Annotated in this window: 20 protein-coding genes and 1 pseudogene; 7 read left to right on the top strand and 14 right to left on the bottom strand. The window is 60.8% G+C overall.

All coding sequences use genetic code 11. From position 1 onward, the window contains the following. Positions 1–23 precede the first annotated feature (23 nt). Positions 24–665, top strand: coding sequence for a TetR/AcrR family transcriptional regulator C-terminal domain-containing protein (locus tag BDB13_RS07560; RefSeq protein WP_094274753.1), 642 nt, complete (start codon positions 24–26; stop codon positions 663–665). 65 nt (positions 666–730) lie between these two features. On the opposite strand, the gene BDB13_RS32855 is transcribed toward BDB13_RS07560, so the two are convergent. Beyond that, complete coding sequence (locus BDB13_RS32855) at positions 731–1363, bottom strand: hypothetical protein (RefSeq protein ID WP_254922745.1); 633 nt, start codon at positions 1361–1363, stop codon at positions 731–733. Here BDB13_RS32855 and BDB13_RS33535 point away from each other — a divergent pair. Next, complete coding sequence (locus BDB13_RS33535; RefSeq protein WP_369597468.1) at positions 1247–1669, top strand: Lrp/AsnC family transcriptional regulator; 423 nt, start codon at positions 1247–1249, stop codon at positions 1667–1669. The two genes, BDB13_RS32855 and BDB13_RS33535, sit on opposite strands and share 117 nt — an antisense overlap. A gap of 27 nt (positions 1670–1696) precedes the next feature. After that, positions 1697–2677 carry an endonuclease/exonuclease/phosphatase family protein gene (locus BDB13_RS07545; protein WP_441347181.1) on the top strand — a complete coding sequence of 327 codons (981 nt, stop codon included), beginning with the start codon at positions 1697–1699 and terminating at the stop codon, positions 2675–2677. On the opposite strand, the gene BDB13_RS07540 is transcribed toward BDB13_RS07545, so the two are convergent. The 5 genes from BDB13_RS07540 to BDB13_RS07520 are packed head-to-tail and all read right to left on the bottom strand — an operon-like array spanning position 2664 to position 7748. Then, entirely contained in the window at positions 2664–4562 is a 1899-nt protein-coding gene (locus tag BDB13_RS07540) for an alkyl/aryl-sulfatase (protein ID WP_094271093.1), read from the bottom strand. The two genes, BDB13_RS07545 and BDB13_RS07540, sit on opposite strands and share 14 nt — an antisense overlap. Before the next feature lie 44 nt (positions 4563–4606). Continuing rightward, positions 4607–4933: an SHOCT domain-containing protein gene (locus tag BDB13_RS07535; protein WP_094271092.1), complete on the bottom strand. Its 327-nt coding sequence runs from the start codon at positions 4931–4933 to the stop codon at positions 4607–4609. 20 nt (positions 4934–4953) lie between these two features. Beyond that, complete coding sequence (locus BDB13_RS07530) at positions 4954–5382, bottom strand: DUF6325 family protein (RefSeq protein ID WP_094271091.1); 429 nt, start codon at positions 5380–5382, stop codon at positions 4954–4956. Positions 5383–5438: 56 nt separating this feature from the next. Continuing rightward, positions 5439–6707 carry an MFS transporter gene (locus BDB13_RS07525; protein WP_094271090.1) on the bottom strand — a complete coding sequence of 423 codons (1269 nt, stop codon included), beginning with the start codon at positions 6705–6707 and terminating at the stop codon, positions 5439–5441. A gap of 45 nt (positions 6708–6752) precedes the next feature. After that, positions 6753–7748 carry an aldo/keto reductase gene (locus BDB13_RS07520; RefSeq protein ID WP_094274752.1) on the bottom strand — a complete coding sequence of 332 codons (996 nt, stop codon included), beginning with the start codon at positions 7746–7748 and terminating at the stop codon, positions 6753–6755. Positions 7749–7869: 121 nt separating this feature from the next. Here BDB13_RS07520 and BDB13_RS07515 point away from each other — a divergent pair, with 121 nt between their 5' ends. Then, positions 7870–8427 carry a TIGR03086 family metal-binding protein gene (locus BDB13_RS07515; protein WP_094271089.1) on the top strand — a complete coding sequence of 186 codons (558 nt, stop codon included), beginning with the start codon at positions 7870–7872 and terminating at the stop codon, positions 8425–8427. On the opposite strand, the gene BDB13_RS07510 is transcribed toward BDB13_RS07515, so the two are convergent. Continuing rightward, positions 8424–8735: an HNH endonuclease gene (locus BDB13_RS07510; protein ID WP_094274751.1), complete on the bottom strand. Its 312-nt coding sequence runs from the start codon at positions 8733–8735 to the stop codon at positions 8424–8426. The genes BDB13_RS07515 and BDB13_RS07510 overlap by 4 nt on opposite strands. Positions 8736–8876: 141 nt before the next feature. Between BDB13_RS07510 and BDB13_RS07505 the strand changes: the two genes are divergently transcribed. After that, complete coding sequence (locus tag BDB13_RS07505; protein ID WP_094271088.1) at positions 8877–9224, top strand: hypothetical protein; 348 nt, start codon at positions 8877–8879, stop codon at positions 9222–9224. Next, positions 9217–9867 carry a Dabb family protein gene (locus BDB13_RS07500; RefSeq protein WP_094271087.1) on the top strand — a complete coding sequence of 217 codons (651 nt, stop codon included), beginning with the start codon at positions 9217–9219 and terminating at the stop codon, positions 9865–9867. Before BDB13_RS07505 ends, BDB13_RS07500 begins: the two co-directional genes overlap by 8 nt. A 74-nt stretch (positions 9868–9941) precedes the next feature. On the opposite strand, the gene BDB13_RS07495 is transcribed toward BDB13_RS07500, so the two are convergent. The 3 genes from BDB13_RS07495 to BDB13_RS07485 all read right to left on the bottom strand — a co-directional run bounded on the left by BDB13_RS07495 (position 9942) and on the right by BDB13_RS07485 (position 13938). Next, positions 9942–10868: an alpha/beta hydrolase gene (locus BDB13_RS07495; protein ID WP_094271086.1), complete on the bottom strand. Its 927-nt coding sequence runs from the start codon at positions 10866–10868 to the stop codon at positions 9942–9944. Positions 10869–10987: 119 nt separating this feature from the next. Then, the gene (locus tag BDB13_RS07490) at positions 10988–12262 is read right to left on the bottom strand and encodes an alkaline phosphatase family protein (protein WP_094271085.1); all 1275 of its coding nucleotides are present in this window, start codon (positions 12260–12262) and stop codon (positions 10988–10990) included. Next, a complete protein-coding gene (locus BDB13_RS07485) occupies positions 12259–13938 on the bottom strand; it encodes an alkaline phosphatase D family protein (RefSeq protein ID WP_094271084.1) in 1680 nt (559 codons plus the stop codon). The genes BDB13_RS07490 and BDB13_RS07485 overlap by 4 nt, the downstream gene beginning before the upstream one ends. Before the next feature lie 320 nt (positions 13939–14258). Between BDB13_RS07485 and BDB13_RS32845 the strand changes: the two are divergent. Then, positions 14259–14429, top strand: a pseudogene (locus BDB13_RS32845) (IS30 family transposase); the annotation flags it as partial. A gap of 48 nt (positions 14430–14477) precedes the next feature. On the opposite strand, the gene hsaB reads toward BDB13_RS32845, so the two are convergent. Genes hsaB through hsaA form a run of 4 tightly spaced genes read right to left on the bottom strand, consistent with a single transcriptional unit; the run spans position 14478 to position 18001 of the window. Beyond that, positions 14478–15038, bottom strand: a complete 561-nt coding sequence (gene hsaB / locus BDB13_RS07475; RefSeq protein ID WP_094271082.1) for a 3-hydroxy-9,10-secoandrosta-1,3,5(10)-triene-9,17-dione monooxygenase reductase subunit — start codon at positions 15036–15038, stop codon at positions 14478–14480. After that, complete coding sequence (gene hsaC / locus BDB13_RS07470) at positions 15035–15937, bottom strand: iron-dependent extradiol dioxygenase HsaC (protein WP_094271081.1); 903 nt, start codon at positions 15935–15937, stop codon at positions 15035–15037. The genes hsaB and hsaC overlap by 4 nt, the downstream gene beginning before the upstream one ends. After that, positions 15937–16815 carry a 4,5:9,10-diseco-3-hydroxy-5,9,17-trioxoandrosta-1(10),2-diene-4-oate hydrolase gene (hsaD, locus tag BDB13_RS07465; protein WP_094271080.1) on the bottom strand — a complete coding sequence of 293 codons (879 nt, stop codon included), beginning with the start codon at positions 16813–16815 and terminating at the stop codon, positions 15937–15939. The genes hsaC and hsaD overlap by 1 nt, the downstream gene beginning before the upstream one ends. Before the next feature lie 10 nt (positions 16816–16825). Then, the gene (gene hsaA / locus BDB13_RS07460) at positions 16826–18001 is read right to left on the bottom strand and encodes a 3-hydroxy-9,10-secoandrosta-1,3,5(10)-triene-9,17-dione monooxygenase oxygenase subunit (protein ID WP_094274750.1); all 1176 of its coding nucleotides are present in this window, start codon (positions 17999–18001) and stop codon (positions 16826–16828) included. Positions 18002–18118 lie beyond the last annotated feature (117 nt).

Here is an 18118-nt window from a genome sequence, read left to right as displayed (position 1 = left end):
TACATCCAAGGAGGCTGATCATGATGGCGCGACCGCGCATTCCACTGCTGAGCAGGCAAATCATCAGAGATGCAGCCCTCACGCTGGTCGACGAGAAGGGCCTCAACGACTTCTCGATGCGCAAGTTGGCCGCCGCCCTGAGCGTCCAAGCCCCGTCTCTGTACAGCCATTACGCCAACAAAGACGAGCTTCTCGACGACGTCGCCAACACGATCATGGAATCCGTCGACGTCAGCGGATTCGCCTCCGACGATTGGCGTTCGGCACTGCAGACCTGGGGGCGTTCCTACCGCGCCGCCCTCGCCGCACACCCGAACATCGCGCCGTTTCTCGCTTACGGGCCGAGTTTGCGTCCGAGCGCGCTGGAACGGGCGAACGCCATCCACGGCGGGCTTGTCCGCGCCGGTTGGCCGCAACGCACCGCCACCCTGATCGGTGCATCAGTGAAATATCTGGTTGTCGGCGCCGCGATGTCGACCTTCTCCGGCGGTTTCGTCGACGACCCGGATATCTACGACGAACGATATCCCCATCTCACCCGGGCCCATCTCCTTCGTGAGCGTGCAGCTGAAATCGACGGCGCCAGTTTCGAACTCGCACTCGATTCACTCCTCGACGGGCTCGAGGCTCGACATTCGAAGATGGCCCCCCGCAGCCAAGCCTGATCCGCGCTTGATCCCCGGCACGCTTTCCCATGGTCGGCGCCCCGCGAGGCGTCGACCAACAGGCCTCAGACTTTCAGCGCCTCCCGCAACGGCGGAGCGACGATGCCCTCCGGAATGGGATGGTCAGACGGCGTTTTCGCCGTCTGAGTCTGGAATTCCACCGTGGCGTCGTCCAGCACATTTTTGTTGACGATCATGTCAATCGCAGTGCACGCCATAATCTTTGCCGCATGCAACATTCCCTTGTGTGCCGCCGGTAGCTTTCCCTGAGCGACGAGTTGCCACGAATGCATGCCTGTCTCGATTGCTGCCACTGCTACACCGCATTGAATGGTCGGCACGATCCAACTCACATCACCGACATCCGTCGATCCCCCCATTTGAAAGCGCAGTCCATTCGGTTCGAACGATTCGACGCCGGTGTGCAACGGGAACTCGTCAGTCACTCCCGCAGCACGGCGACTCCCAGCGACCTCCGATGGGGCCAACGTGCCGAGGAACGGAAGTGCACGGGTGAAGTCGGTGTCCTGGCACCCGGCGAGTACACCGCTACATCTCCCACCACTGAAGCCGACACACGGATCGCTGCCTACCTCGCCGAGGACGGACGCAGAAGCAGCGCAGAAATATCCGAATTGGTCGACTTGAGCGAGGCGACGGTGAGGCGACGGATCTCCCGTCTCCAAAGTAGCGGGCAACTGACTTTGCGTTGCGATGTCGCCCGTGAGTCCAGCGGCTACCCCATCGGCGTGTGGTACTTATGCCGGATTCCGTCTGACAAGATCACCGCCGCCGGCACTGCCCTGGGCAAACTGGCACCAGTGCGGATGTGCACCGCCGTCGACGGCTCCGCGAATCTGATAATTCAAGCCTGGGTCCAGAATCTCGAACAGGTCAGCGCCTTCGAATCGAAGCATTCTCTTACACACTGTCAAGCGTGTCGGTCGACTGATCGGCGCGCAAGGCCAAGCAATCTGAAGTACCCGCGAGTCGGACAGAACTGAACCCGCCGGTCTGCTTCTATGGAGACCATGCAGACCGAAACAGCGACGCCCCGCCGAGCACTCTTGCGTCGGCTTGCCGCCGTTGTCGGAGTTGTGGGAGTCGTGGTCGGACTCATCGGATTGCTTGCCACGAGGCTCGACGTCGACCACAACGTGGTGATCATCCTTGCGTCGTTCGCGCCGTTGTTGATGATTGCTCCGTTGATCGGCGGCTTGGTCGCCGGAATCGGTCGCCAGTGGATCGTGTGTGCAGCTTCGGTAATTGTCTTGAGCGCCTTCGGATGGTTTGTCGGCCCGCTGTACGTGGGTGGTCCGACTGCGGTGGCAGATGGTCCGTCGATTCGGATCATGCAAGCCAATCTGATGGTCGGTTCGGCAAATCCGGAATCTCTCGTCGCCACAGTCCGTGACCGAAACGTAGATGTGGTGACCATTGACGAGTTGACGTCACATGAGGCCGACGCTTTGAAAGCCGCCGGGCTGGAGACACTCCTACCGTTCCAGTTCTTGGTGCCCTATGCAGGCGGCGGCGGTGGCGGCGGAATTTACAGCCGATTCCCGCTGTCGAATACACGCAGCCTGGACGGCTTCTCACCCGAAACCTTGGCCGCTGAGCTGAACATCGGCCTACCGCAACCAGTCACGTTGTTTGCCGTGCATACTGCCGCGCCGTACATCTCACCCGCTACGGTATGGGCTGCGGAACAACGCAAGCTCGGCAGCTACATGTCGGAGGTGGCCGGCCACGACAATGTGATTGTCAGCGGCGACTTCAATGCGACTTACTCGCACAAGCAGTTTCGCGATCTACTCACCAACGGCTACTCGAGCGCCGCTGACCAGGTGGGCGCCGGACTCATACCCACCTACCCCACGGACAAGTCGTACCCCGCGATAGTGGGCATCGATCACATCATCACCAAAGGTGCAGTGGCCACATCTCTCGAACGTATCGATATCGAGGGATCCGACCATCACGGACTGATTGCCGACATCACGTTGGCGTGACTATCGCAAAATCCGGGTCCGGTTCATCCAGGTAGCCGGCAAGTTCCGCGAGTTTGGCTGGATCACCTTCCACGACAACACTTCCGTCGCCGATAGCAGCGGCTAGATCTGCGCCACCCAGCAGCACACCCAGCAACATGGGCCGTGCCAGAGTGAACGCCGCATCCGCTGGGGCGGCATCGGCCGGCCTGTCGAAGTGAACCAGTACACCGTTGTTCAGTTCGGTTCGATACAAAAGTTCTTCGTCGGTGATGTTCCAATCGATGACGATGTGCGCACCCCAGGCTCGTGGACCGTCGACCCGCAGCGAGATCGCGTCGAACACCTGGCTCACCGACAGCGCCATCACGATGTCGGGAGCCGACGCCTGTGTCGGCGTTCCGACCGATCCGTTGCGCAGTTCGTACGCCCCGGTGAGATAGAAGTTGCGCCAGGTTCCGTTCTCGGCGCCGTATCCGAGTTGTTCCAGCGTATCGGCTTGCAGATTCCTGGCCTCGACATTCTCGGGTTCCGCAAAAACTACGTAGTTGACTACCTGTGCAACCCACCGGAAGTCGCCTTGATCGAATGATTCACGCGCCTTGCGGAGAACCTCGGCAGAGCCTCCCATGAATTCGACGTGACGCTGGGCGGACTCAACCGGTGGATGCTCCCACAGGTGAGCAGGATTGCCGTCAAACCACCCCATGTACCGCTGATAGATGGCTTTGACATTGTGGCTGACCGAACCGTAGTACCCGTGGGTGTGCCACGCCTGCTCCAAGGCCGGAGGTAGTTCGATAGCCTCGGCGATCTCGATACCAGTCCAGCCCTGGTTGATTCGACGCAGCGTTTGATCGTGCAGGTATCCGTAGAGATCGCGTTGCAGAGACAAGAATTCGGTGAGGCGTCCGGTTCCCCAAGTGGGCCAATGGTGGGACGCGAACAACACGTCCGAACGCGCCGCATAGCGATTGATCGCTTCCGTGAGATACGACGACCAGACGTGCGGATCCCTGACCAAGGCGCCGCGCAGCGTGAGCAGGTTGTGCAAGTTGTGAGTTGCGTTCTCCGCCATACACAGTGCGCGCAAGTCCGGGAAGTAGAAATTCATCTCGGACGGCGCTTCGGTACCGGGAGTCATCTGGAACTCGATACGAACACCGTCGAGGGTTTCGGTGTGGCCGGTCGTCGAAATCGAATGGGTCGGCGCAATGAGCGTCGGCGTTCCTTTCGACGTCGTCTGCCCTAATCCGGCACCGACCGCTCCGCGCGGCCCACGCGGCAACGCTGCGCCGTACATGTACGCCGCCCGCCGGGCCATAGCCGTTCCCGCATATACGTTTTCCTCGACGGCATGTTCCACGAAGCCTGTGGGAGCCAACACGACACACCGCCCCGCCGCAACATCCTCCGCAGTCGTGACACCTTTGACGCCACCAAAATGGTCGATGTGCGAATGGGTGTAGATCACCGCTTTCACCGGGCGATCTCCACGATGCTTCCGATAGAGAGCAAGCGCTGCGGCGCCGGTCTCCTGGCTGATCAACGGATCGATGACGATGACACCGGTCTCGCCCTCGATCAGCGTCATGTTCGACAGGTCGAGCCCTCGAACCTGATAGATCGTTTCCGACACCTCGTACAATCCTTGCCTTGCCACCAAACCGGACTGACGCCACAGGCTCGGATTGACTGTCGGCGGGCACTCCTCACGGAGGAAAGCGTAAGAATCGTTGTCCCAAATAGTTTTCCCGTTACCGTCGATCACCGTTCCGGGGTCGAGTGCAGCGATGAGCCCTCGGTCCGCGTCATCCATATCAGCGGTGTCGGAGAAGGGAAGTGAATCAACTACTTTCGCGTTTGCCGATACGATCGCATCGGAGGCGTCGCGAGGATCAGTCATGAATGTGAGCCTTTCAACGGTGAACTAACCGAGTCAACGGTGAACTAACCGAGTAATTGCGCTTTCGCCGCCGTGAATTCCTGGTCCGAGAGAACCCCGGACTCGTGCAGTTTCCCGAGTTCTTGCAGTTTCGACACCAGATCGCCCCCAGCCGACGGGGCTGCCGGCTGTGCCACCGGCTGCTGTTGCTGATAGGCCTGCTGCTCCGCTGCCTGCTGCTGTTGTTGATAGGCCTGTTGCTCAGCTGCCTTCTGCTGGCCGCGCCGATCCATCGCATTGGACGTCGCTTTTGCTGTTCCCGCGACCACAGCGGTTCGCGCTACGGTGCCCAGCAAACCGGGCCTTCCTCTACGTCCACCTCGAAAAACCATGCCGATCTCCTCTACTTAAGCTACTGAAGCGCCGCGTCGACAGCGGCCACTACGACGTCGTGCGGGATCTGAACGTGCAGGACCACTTCTCCGCCGCCGGCCCGAGCCTTCGACGCAAAGTCTCGTGCCCACGTCTGCTCGTAAACGATGATCGCAGCCGACGTTCCCGGCTCGAGAGACTCACGGACCACATCGAGATCCTCGTCGCTGATCAACGCTTTTGCCTCGATCGACAGTATTTCGAGCCCGATGTCGGTGAGGTCTTCATCGACATCGACCTGCCGGATGTTGCCTTCGGTGTCTTTGGCGATGTAGACGAGATCAAGCAGCGTCACAAACCCCCGCTCAACAATGTTCTGCAAGGCCGCGACGGTGTCCGGGTCCACTCTCGAACCGGGGAACGCCACCACCACCAACTCGACTGGACCGACGTTGCGTGCTTCGTTCATGTGTTCAGCGTGGCATCGTCGCCGTCGCGGATCCTCACCCGCAGAGGATGAAATTGTCAGCGACGGCGTAGAACCTCACGCATCGAACGCACGTGAACTCCGTCGGCGGCAAGTTCACGTCGAGCCTTTCCTCGCGTGACCAGCACCCCGATAATGCCGATGATCCAGACCGGATATTGAACCATCCACGCCACGCGGAAGCCGTCGAAGGTGTAGCCGCCCATGTTCCCGAGGATCACGCCCATCACCTGAATCACGATCAGGGACGCCAGGAATCCGCCGATATTCACCATGCCCTGAGCGGTACCCATGTTGGAGCTGGGGTTGAATGCGCGGGCGTAATCGAATCCGATCATCGAACCGGGCCCGCCGATGGAGATCACCACGATCAGAATCACCAGTAGCCACAACGGTGCCGGATGGTCCAGCGACAACACGATGGTCCACATCGCGGCATTGCTGATCATGATGGACAGCACCAACCACGATCGACGCATCGGGAAACGACCGCTGAGAATGCCGAAGATCGGGCCTGCGACAATCGCCGAGATCACCGAAAGTGTCAGCAACGAACCAACTGTGGCGTCGTCAAGACCTTGCGCCGACGACAGATACGGCACGCCCCACAGCAAGGCGAACGTGGTGATCGAGAACTGAGTGCCCATGTGGGTAAAGAAACCGAGACGCGTACCCGGACGCATCCACACCACCCGGATCTGTCGGGCGACGTCGCGTGCACCGGCCGGCACTGTTTTGACGTCGGCGCCCGGCGGTGCGTCGCGGATGATCGACAGCGCAAGAACAAAGGCGAGCAGTCCCAGGGATGCCGCACTACCATACGCGATCGTCCACCCGAAACCATTGAGCAACAACATGAACGGCAAGGCCGAGAGAACCTGTCCGATCTGACCGAGAATGCCGGTGAACTGCGAAACCAGTGGTACCTGACGTGCCGGGAACCACTGCGGCACGAGTCGCAGAACCGAGATGAAGGTGAGCGCGTCACCGGCACCGACCGCGATGCGCGCACCGATCGCAATCGGCAGCGATTCGGTGAGAGCAAGGGTGAATTGAGCCGACATCATGATTGCGGCACCGACCGCAATCATGATGCGCGAACCGAAGCGGTCCAGGAGCACGCCGGCCGGAATTTGCATGCCGGCATAGACCACGATCTGCAAGACGACAAAGCTCGAAAGGACACTCGGACTGATCGAGAACCGTTCTGATGCAACGAGGCCCGAGACTCCGAAAGACGTGCGATGAAGCACGGCGATCATGTAGGCGAAAACACCGATACCCCAGACCAACCATACTTTTTTCATCGAGCAGTAATGCTACGCCTCTCGTTCGGGGGCCTCAGGACGTGACTATTCGCGCCCCTGCGAGATCCAGTTGAGGTCGTCCGAGCGGTAGCCGTCGGTGATCGCGGCCAGCGAGTCGAGGCGCGAAATCTGATCTTCGGTGAGCTCGATATCCAGAGCACCGGCATTCTCCGTGACGCGCTTCGCGAAGCGAGTGCCCGGAATGGATACCGACGGAAGACCGAAGTGCCTGCCCTTGGCGTCGAGCCACGCGAGTGACACCTGAGCCGGCGTCGCACCAAGTTCGGCGCCCACCTCGCGCACGACGTCGAGAACCTTCTGGTTGGCGACCATCGCCGCATCGGTGTACCGGGGGAAGCGTCGACGCAGATCGTTGTCGCCCAGTGAATCGGCGTCGAACGAACCGGCCAGGAACCCACGGCCGACGGGCGAGAACGGAACGAAGCCCACGCCGAGTTCAGCAGCAGCGGGCACCACTTTGTTCTCCACGTCCCGGCTCCAGATGCTCCACTCGGATTGGATCGCGGCAATGGGATGAACCGCGTAGGCCCGACGCAATTCGTCGCCCGTTGCTTCCGACAATCCGATGTGGCGGATCTTGCCGGCCTTCACCTGCTCGGCCATCGCGCCGACGGAGTCCTCGATCGGAACGTTCGGATCAACTCGATGCAGGTAGTACAGGTCGACATGATCGACGCCTAACCGTCCGAGGGAAGCGTCGAGAGCCTGCGACATGTACGCCGGATCACCGTTGATCCCCCGCCGACCGGTCGCGGGATTGGTGACCAAACCGAATTTGGTGGCCAACTGCACCTCGTCCCGACGGGTTTCGAGAAGCTTGCCCACTGCCAGTTCACTGGCACCCTCGCCGTAGATGTTCGCGGTATCGATGAAGGTGATCCCGATATCCACGGCGTGATGGAGCGTCGCCAGTGCTTCCACCGGATCTACGGGCCCATACACCGGCGCCACGGACATCGCGCCATACCCCTGTGCGCTGACGGTGAGGCCTTCGGCCAGAGTGACGGTGGAAACGGACATGAAATCTCCTTCGGTTCGGATCAGTACAACCTTCACAGTCTCTACCGGAATATTCGCGGGCGCACCAGCAGTACAACCTCACCTCTGGTCGAGCACGGTGCCGTCGGGTTACCCTCGATTGATGGCTTTCGATTGGCTCGAACTCGTGCTCACAGCCCACCGTGAATTCGGTTCGCGACTCACCTTGGTCGAGGACTGGAATGCACCGACGCCGGATTCCGACTGGCATGTGGAACATCTGGTTCGCCATGTGATCGAAGAACAGCAGTGGGTGCCGCCGCTTCTGGCCGGCCTGACAGTTGGTGAGGCGACGCCCGACATCGTTCCGGTCGGTGACGATCTGTGGACCGAGTGGCAGAAATATTCCGAAGCCGCCATTGCTGCCTGGAAATCCACCGACCTCTCGGCCCGAGTTCACCTGTCCTACGGCACTGTGGATATGGAACCGTATCTGCGCCAGCAGACCTCGGATGTCACCATCCACAGCTGGGATCTCGGCCGAGCCGTCGGGGCCGAAGAACCGCTGGACCCGACACTCGTCGAAGCGGTCTGGTCCGACCTGGACGGTCAGCGCGACATGCTGGCCGAAAGTGGTTTTTTTGCAGAGCCGGTCGATATTCCTGACGAATCCACGTTGCAGGACAAGCTGATTGCACTGACGGGCCGCGATCCTCGCTAAGCCTGATCGATCTCCGAGAAGTGGGCTCGCAGCGTCATGCCGATCTCGGCATGACGGAGTAGGAACGCTTTCTCGTCATAACCTTTCCGACGCAACCAGAGTGTGACTTCGCTGTTGCACTTGCTGGCATTGCACGACGCGCAGGCCGGCGCAATATTGTCGAGGGTGTAGCGGCCACCGCGCGAGATCGCCAGGACGCAATCACGCTGTAGCGGCTTGTCTTGCACAGCGCAGTACGCGCAGCCGTCCCACGCTGATGTGAGCGCAGACCACTGCTCGCTGCTGAGGTCATGTTCGACGCTATCCATCCGACGTTTGCGTCGGCGCGCGTAGGTGGCTTTGCGACTGCGGTTGATCGTCACCACAGAATCGTACCGGCACCTGGCACCCGTCTCCCACTGCGCGGAACGGACAGTTCTGCAGGATTCGGATCGCAGTAGGTTACGGATATGGCAGGCGAAAAGGTGTACGTGATCGACCGGATCATCACGAAACCAGGATGCGGGAAGAAGTTCGTCGATGCATACCTGGCCGAGTACGTGCCGGACGCACAGCGCCGAAGCATGACTCTCGCAAGTGTTCTCGTCAGTCCCCCACTCTGGACCGACAACGAATCCAACGTAGTGACGATTACCTGGACGGTGGAGGGCACGGCCGGTTGGTGGGCGATGACACGCCAAGGGCGAGGTGATCCCACGATCGGTCAGTGGTGGGAACGCAACGCTCCCTTGATCGTGGAACGCAGTCGCACCATGGCTGCAGACGCCGCCGATATCGAAGGACTGAGCAATGTATAGCGTCACACGGATCGTCCAGGCTGCCGATGGCTGTGCACCCGACGAGTGGGCCGCCGCCGTCATCGCCGTCACGTCGGCCGCCGAATCATGCGGCGCTGCACGACACATCGTTTCCGAAACACTGCCGGGAGTTATCAACGGCGGAGATCTGATAATCCACGCAGAGTTCACCGACAAATCTTCGTGGCAGAGCGCTGGTACTGCATTCGACGGAAGCCTCGACCACCCGGCCGTCGAAGGTTTTCATGGTGTCGAGTACCAGAACGGAACCAGCGGGCGATCGACTACCGATACCCGAACCGGCATCTACCGGGCACTATTCGTTCGGGTCGCCCCCGACACCCCGCCGACAGCCATCGAGCACTTCGAACGCGATCTACTTCGGATGCCGGCACTCGTGTCGTCGATCGGAGCGTGGCGGCTCAGCCGGGTCAGTGCGTCGATTGGTCCAACGCAGTGGACACACGTGTGGGAGCAAGAATTCACCGACCACGAATCGTTGTCGGGGCAGTACCTCGATCATCCGATTCACTGGGGCGTTGTGGACCGTTGGTTCGATCCGGAATGCACCGAGGTCATCATTCGCGATCGGGTCTGCCACACCTTCTGTGCGCTCGATACGCCAATCTTGCTCGGCAGCTAGAGAATTCACCACAGAGTTCCACAAGCGCGAAACCCGGAATCGAATGACTGTCGATTCCGGGTCGCGAATGGCCTCTATCCCACGTCGAGCGCGGCTCGCATCATGTCCCAGACCTCGCGTCGAGCAGGCTCAGTGAACGAGAGCGAGGGCATAGTCAGGAATCCGTGGAAGAGCCCGTCGAATCGGCGATGCCGGACGGATACACCCGCCTCGCCGAGCATCTGCGCATAAGAATCACCCGATGCGCAGGGCGGATCCAACTCTGCAGTGACAACCACCGCCGACGGTAGGCCGGCCAGAGTTTCCGCCCGTGTGGGAACCAGACGAACGTCATCAGTTCCGCCGGGGGCGTACTGCTCCCAGTACCACTTCATCGCCGAGGCAGTGTTGTAGTAACCGGAGCCGTACTGCCGATACGACTGTGTGTCGAAGTCATCATCGATCACCGGGTAGATGAGAACCTGCGCAACCACATCCGGGCCTCCTCGATCCCGGGCGGCTATGGACACCGTTGCGGCCAGGTTTCCACCGGCACTGTCTCCGGCCAAGGCAATCCTCGTCGGATCTCCGCCGAACTCGCCCGCATTCTTCGCGGTCCACTCCAAAGCTGCATACACGTCGTCGTGGGCTGCCGGCGCTTGATATTCCGGAGCCAGTCGATAGTCGACGGAAACTACAACGGCACCAACGCCTTCCGCCATCGACCGGCAGAACTCGTCGTGACTGTCGAGGTCGCAGAACACAAACCCGCCGCCATGGGCGAATACCACCACAGGCATAGGAATGTCACCACCGTGCGGTCGGAAGACTCGCAGCGATAGATCGCCACCCGGACCGTCTATCGCGAGGTCGTGAACCTCGCGCATATCCGGAAGTCGTTGCAGTGGTGCACGCCGGCCACGAATCAACGCCCGTAATTCAACCGGCGGAACACTCGACACATCAGGGAAACCTGCTTCCAGGACAGCGAGCATTTCGGTTACTTCTGGAAGCAGTGTCATGGCCGGTCTCCTGATCGTCGCCGATGCCCGCCACCCGGCGCATCGTGTGTCGCCACGATAAGTCGCCCGACCACCGATGAGAACCAAGCCTCCCGCCCAGCGGGTCATCCACCACGACACTAGGCAGGCACGGCGACCCCGGCTGTGCGGGCGACTCCGTCCCAACCACCGACCGGTGCACCCAGTCCCAACAACGCAGCAACTGTCGGGGCCACATCGATGGTGCGCGCCTGCTCAGCCATGGCTCGTCCACCGTCGAGTGCGGGATGCCCTCCGCTGAGGAAGAACGGGATGGGGAGTGTCACGGAGTGACCGTGATTTCCGGGGATCGGATTGGACAGTGGCGTCGGATCACTGAACCGCCAACCCTGCGAGCAGAATGCGACCACGTCACCCGCATTGGCACCGAGGTTGAATTCGGCCGGTAGATGGCTTGATTCGACACCAGCAACTGAACCGACGATCTGCTGAATGCGCGCGATGGCCTCGCTACGGTCCTCATCCGGCCCCACGAAGTAAATCAGATCCGCGCCGCCGTTCTGTGCGATCCGAATCTTCCCGGCCAACAACGGATCCGCGTTGAGTGGACGATCCAGCCCCACGAGCCGCGTCGGCTCCGACCAGTCCATGGAATGATCGGCCAACACTATGACGATGCTGCGGTTCCAGCGACCGGTCGCGTGGAGGAAATCGACAAAGCGACGTACCTGATTGTCGGTGTTCTGTAACGCGGCCGTGCGAGCGATACGAATAGACGGTCCCGAAAGATCAAGGTGACCAACGCGATCGACGTCGCCGAGGTTGGTGAACGACAATCGCGGCGAGCTCTCGCCGACAATGCGGATCAGAGCATCGATCGTGAAGTTGTCCGGAGCGTGCGCGGTGCCGGGAAGCAGTGGCTGCGGATCCCAGACGACGGACGCACGATCACCGAACAGTCCGTGCAGGTAATGCTTGGACAGCACACTCGCAGTGGTCAATCCGAGTTCGATACGTACCCGTTCGAGGACGGTCGACGTCTGCAGATCAGATGCACGATCAAGATCACGGGCCTTGCCGACGGCAGGGTCGTAGACGGAATTGGCGGGCACTCCCGAACGAGCCGGGTAGACGCCGGTCATCATGGCCGTGTGATTGGGGAGCGTCTCGGCGATGTTGATCGCGCTGGCATTCGGGTAGTGAATGCCGCCCGCAGCCAAACCCGTGAGCATGGGGGTGAGGTCTGCGCGCAACTCGTCGGGGCGCATACCGTCGACAACCATGACGTACACGTCGACGTCAGGAATACCCCGGCTTGTCGACACACCGGCAAATGCCGGAGAACCGAGCAAAGCTGTTCCCGCAACAATACTTCCGCCGATCAGAACCTGACGACGTGAAACGTCCGAACTCACTGAGATGCTCCTGGTCGGTACGAGGCGGGATCAAGTGGAATCGACGAATGTGAAACTCTGGCACCGACTCCGGCGGGTAGCCCGTAGCTGGTCGCATAGTGCGCGTCGCTCTGAGGATCGGTGAGACTGTCGACGTAGTACCAGTCCATCTGGGTACTGCCGCGCGAGATCTCGAATACCCCGTAGCCGTGTGAGTCCAACTCGACGTATCGAACGTGCCGATTGACCACCTTGAATGCTTCTTCTGCGGCAACGGATACCGTGCGCGGCGGCACTTTCAGCGAGTCGTCGATATTGGGTGACGTCACCGAAGGGACCACGAACTCCGCGCCGACGGTCGGGCCGCCGGGATAGTTCGCGGCATTGGTCGGCAGATCGCACGCCCAGGACGTGTGGATGTCGCCCGTGATGAAGACCGTGTTGTCGATGTTGTTCGAGGTGATGGCATCGAAGAGCCTTGCCCGGTCAGCGGTGTAGCCGTCCCACTGATCGGTGTTGTACGGGTATCCGCCCTGCGGGATTCCGACCAACTCGGTGATCGCCGCAGTGGTCGCCGGCTCCAGAGGCGGGAACACACACGGAGTGATCATTACCGGATTTCCGACGATCTTCCATTGGGTGGGCGAGCTGACAATCCCGTTGGTGAGCCAATCCATTTGTGCGCGTCCGGTTATGCTGCGCGCCGGATCGTCTACCTGCCGCATCGTGGGCTGCTCGTCGCGGTAGGTACGCAGATCGAGCATCGAAATTTCGGCAAGGTTACCGAAACGGAACCGGCGATAGAGTTGTGTTGCCGAGCCGCTGCCCGACGGCCGGACCGGCATCCACTCGAAATAGGCTTTGGCTGAGTTGGCCTTTCGATCAGCCCAATCGCCTTCGGCTCCGAGAGTGTGGTTTTCGGCTCCACCGTTGTACGCATTGTCGGCCGATTCGTGATCATCCCAGGTGGTGATGAACGGCAACTTCCGGTGCAGTGCGGCGAGGTCAGGATCAGTCTTGTACTGCGCGTGCCTGATTCGATAGTCGGCCAGTGAGATGATCTCGTGCGCGGGCTCATGCAACCGCACCGAACCATCCTTGGCGCCGTACTCCCCTTGGCCGTACTCGTAGATGTAGTCGCCGAGATGGATGATCGCGTCGAGGTCATCGCGGAATCCGAGGTGGCGGTAGGCACTGAAATAGCCTGCCTCCCAGTTGGAGCAGGACACCACTCCGAAGCGTAGGCGCTCGAGGTCCGCGGAATTCGACGGAGCAGTACGGGTGCGGCCTACCGGCGAGACTGCCGAGCCTGCTGTGAATCGGTACCAGTAGGCGGTAGACGAATCGAGTCCGGTCACATCAATTTTGGCAGTGTGATCGGAATTAACCGAAGCCACAACACTTCCCGACGCTGCGATGTTTGCAAAGCCTTCGTCGGTTGCAACCTGCCAGTTCAGCGTCACCGCCGGTCCGACCCCGGAACCCGGTGTGGCCGCAGCAACCGGTGTGACGCGCGTCCAGATGATCACGGAGTCCGGCAACGGATCTCCGGAGGCGACACCGTGCGCAAAACTCGCGGCCACCTCAGCGCCGGCGCGGTTCGCTCCGACAACACCGAGGGTTGCCGCACCGGCAAGTACGGCCGAACTCTGCAGGAGTCCACGTCTGGTTATTCGTTCAAAGGCATTCGGATGCACGCTAGGAGTGAACCCACAATTGGACGGCCGTACAAGAGAGTTTCGCGATGTTCACCCAGGCTTCGCCTGTGCGCCTTTTTGGTAGGGCGAGTTCAACCGGTCGTCGCAACATCCCAGGCAGTAGAGGATGTCGACATGATGAAGATCGGAAGACCACCCGCATCAGCAGGCACGGGCACGGTTCTGGCAATGCCGTAGCGCAGGAGAAACCACGGTAGCGGCGGCCTGCGAGGCCGCAGTCGCAACAGCGACCGCGCAACGATGGATCGTGGAGTCCGGCGGGGTACGACCCCGCCGGACTCCACCTCCATCAGGCCGGTACCTCTGTAATTCTGCGTCAGTACTTTCCGAAGGGCACGGATCTGTCCGTGCACTCGGAGGAGCGACTTCGGTTCGTGGCGGATGAACTCAACGAACGTATCCGTGAGACGCTCGACTGGGATACTCCAGCCGAGCGTCTCAATAGATTGATCGTTGCGACGACCGCATGAATCCGCACTGTCCCAACTACCAAAAAGGCGCACAGGGGCCGGAGGCCCCTAGAGCCAGGTATCTTCCGTGATCGTGGTCAGGAACGCTTCCAGATCGTCCCGCCACTGAGCCGGCACGGTCTTGTCCGGCTCGATACCCGTGTACTGCCCGCGGTAGAACAACAGCGGGCGTTCGGTTTTGATCTCACTCATTGACGAGACGCGACCGAAGACGACGTAGTGATCGCCGCCGTCGTGGACGGTTTCGACGGTGCAGTCGATGTGTGCCAGCGAGTTGTCGATGATCGGCGAACCCAATGGTGAAGGTGTCCAGTCGATACCGGCAAACTTGTCCGGCTCACGCGAGCCGAAACGCGCACACACGGACTGCTGCTCTTCTGCCAACACGTTGACAGCGAACTTGCCGGTCTTCTCGATTGCCGCCCAGGATCGAGAACCCTTGGTGGGGCAGAACAACACCAGGGGCGGATCGAGGGAGAGCGCGGCAAAAGACTGGCAGGCAAAGCCCACGGGCTCACCATCGTCAACTGTCGTGATGATGGTGACCCCGGTGCAGAACTGACCCAGAACTGTGCGGAACTGCCGTGGGTCGAGCGCGGGGGTACTCACGGCTTCATTCCGACGGTGAAGTCGTGACCCCACAGACTTACTGCCGTACTTTCACGCGCAATCCAGCTTTCGTCTTCGACTTCGAGTCCCTCACAGCCGAATTCGATGTCGAATCCGCCCGGTGTCTTCATGTAGAAGGACAACATTTCGTCGTTGACGTGGCGCCCGAGCGTCGCGGACATCTTGACGTTCTTGCGCAGCGCACGGTCCAGGCACAGCCCGACGTCGTCGGAGTTCTCCACCTCGAGCATCAGGTGCACGATGCCCGTCGGGTTGGGGAACGGCAGGAACGCGAGGCTGTGATGGCGCGGGTTGCAGCCGAGGAACCGGAGCCAGGCCGGATCTCCGTCTGCAGGCCGGCCGACCATCTGCGGTGGCAGACGCATCGAGTCCCGCAACGTGAATCCGAGGACGTCACGGTAGAACCGCAGCGAAGCGTCGTCGTCGTCGGTGGTGAGTACGACGTGGCCGAGGCCCTGCTCACCCGTCACGAACTTGTGTCCGTACGGGCTCACGATGCGTCGATGTTCAAGCGCGACACCGTGGAACACTTCGAGGGAGTTACCCGAGGTGTCCTCGAATGCGATCAGTTCGACAACGCGCCGGTCCTTCAACTGCTCCGCTGTGCCCTCTTTGAAGGGAACGCCGGCAGCGGACAGACGATCACGAATGTCTTGCAGCTCCGCTGCATTCGCGGTCTCCCAGCCCGAGACGAGAAGTCGATCCGTCTCGTTCGGAACTATGACGAGGCGCGCCGGAAAATCGTCCATCCGCAGGTACAGCGAATTCGCGTCGACGCCCTTGCCCTCGTTCATGCCGAGGACCTTGAGGCCGTAATCACGCCACGCGGCCATGTCGGTGGCCCCGATGCGCATGTATGCCAGTGAACGAATACCCATCACTTACCTCCGTCGAGCAAGAAATCGGTTGCGAGCCGGTTGAATTCGTCAAATTTTTCGAGCTGCGCCCAGTGGCCACAGCCGCCGAAGACGTGAAGCTGCGCACGCGGAATCATCTTGAGTGCGACCAGCGCACCGTCGAGCGGATTGACGCGATCTTCGCGGCCCCAGATCAGGAGCACACGCTGGCGAAGCTTGTACGCCTCACGCCAGAGCATACCGAGTTCGAAGTCGCCGCTGGAGAAGGACTTCCCCATTGCCTTGGTTGCGGCAAGTGACTCCGGCGTGCTGGCAGCAGCAAACCGCTCGTCGACGAGTTCCGGCGTGATGAGCTTCTGATCGAAGACCATGATGCGCAGGAATGCTTCGAGGTTTTCACGCGTCGGCTGGTAGCTGAACTTTCCGAGGTTCTTGACACCCTCGGTGGGATCCGGCGAAAAGAGGTTGACGCTGAGTCCGCCGGGGCCCATGAGGACAAGCCGTCCGGCGCGATCCGGGTAGTCGAGCGCAAAGCGGACCGCAGCGCCACCACCGAGCGAATTACCCAGTAGGTCTACGCGTCCCGTGATCTCGAGAGTGTCCAGGAGATCGTTGAGCGCCGACGCGCTGTGCGCGAAGTACTGCGGATGCTCGGTTGGCTTGTCGGACTGACCGTAGCCGGGCTGATCAACCGCGATGACGTGAAAGTTCTTCGCCAACACCGGAATGTTGCGTGCGAAGTTCGACCACGACGATGCGCCGGGTCCACCGCCGTGCAGCAGCACGATGGTTTGGTCGTTGCCGACGCCGGCTTCGTGGAAGTGCAGTTTCAGATCGGGGCGTACCTGCGCGAAACGCGAGGTGGACTCGTAGGTGAGTGATTCTTCGGTGGTGGTCACTGCGTCTCCCCTAGACCATCGTGTCGGTGATCGGAAGGCCGAACTCGCCCGTGCCGAACATGACGTAGGCACGCTCGGGGTCGTTGGCTGCGTGGACACGGCCGGCGTGAGCGTCACGCCAGAAGCGCTGGATCGGCGTGCCGTTCTGCAGCGCTGTGGCACCGGAGTTCTCGAAGAGCTTGTCGATCGACGCGATGGCACGACCGGTGGCGCGCACCTGGTCGCGGCGGGCGCGCAGACGCAGTTCCATCGGAACCTCTTCGCCTGCAAGGATCAACGCGTACTCGTCGGCGACGTTGCCGACAAGCTGACGCCAGGCTGCATCGATGTCGCTGGAAGCCTCGGCGATACGAACCTTCGCGAACGGATCGTCCTTGGACTTCTCGCCGGCGAACGCTGCACGAACACGCTTGCCCTGATGCTCGACGTGGGCTTCGTAAGCGCCGTATGCCATTCCGACGATGGGCGCGGAAATCGTGGTGGGGTGAACGGTTCCCCACGGCATCTTGTACACGGGAGCCGTGTTGTTCTCGAGGCCCGGAGCGGTCAGTTCACTCATAGCGCGGAAGCTGAGAACGCGGTGCGACGGGACAAAAGCATCCTTGACCACAACGGTATTGGAGCCGGTTCCGCGCAGGCCGACTACGTTCCAGACGTCGTCGATCTGGTAGTCCTCGCGAGGAATCAGGTAGCTCACGAAGTCGACGGGTCGACCGTCTTTGATGACCGGTCCGCCGAGTACGACCCAACTTGCGTGGTCGCAGCCCGAAGACCATGCCCATGCGCCGTTGACCTTGTAGCCGCCTTCGACAACTTCGCCCATTCCCATCGGTGCATAGGAGGACGAGATGCGGACGTCAGAGTCGTTGCCCCACACGTCTTCCTGCGCTTGCTGAGGGAAGAGAGCAAGGTGCCAGTTGTGTACACCGATGATCGAGGAGACCCAACCTGTCGATCCGCAGGCACTGGCAATCTTCTTCACTGCCGAGTAGAACAGCGTGGGATCGGCTTCGTATCCGCCCCACTGCTTCGGCTGGAGGAGTCGGAAGAAGCCCGTCTCCTGCAGAGCCTTGATGGACTCGTCGGGAATACGACGAAGGTCCTCTGCTTCCTGTGCCCGCTCACGCAGTGCCGGCAGCAGTGCGTCGAGCCTCTGCATCACCTCGTGGCTGTCATGGTTACCCACTTCGACGCTCCTGTCTTTCCCGATCGGATGGTTCACTTACACTTGAGACTAGAACACGTTCTCTTTTCTGTCGAGACGCCGACTGAGGTCTCGTTTGTAGCCGCAATGCTGTAACAA

The organism is Rhodococcus sp. OK302 (genome assembly GCF_002245895.1).
Classification (GTDB): domain Bacteria; phylum Actinomycetota; class Actinomycetes; order Mycobacteriales; family Mycobacteriaceae; genus Rhodococcus_F.
Note: the sequence above shows the minus strand (reverse complement) of the source record. Positions and strands in the feature narration are given on the sequence as shown.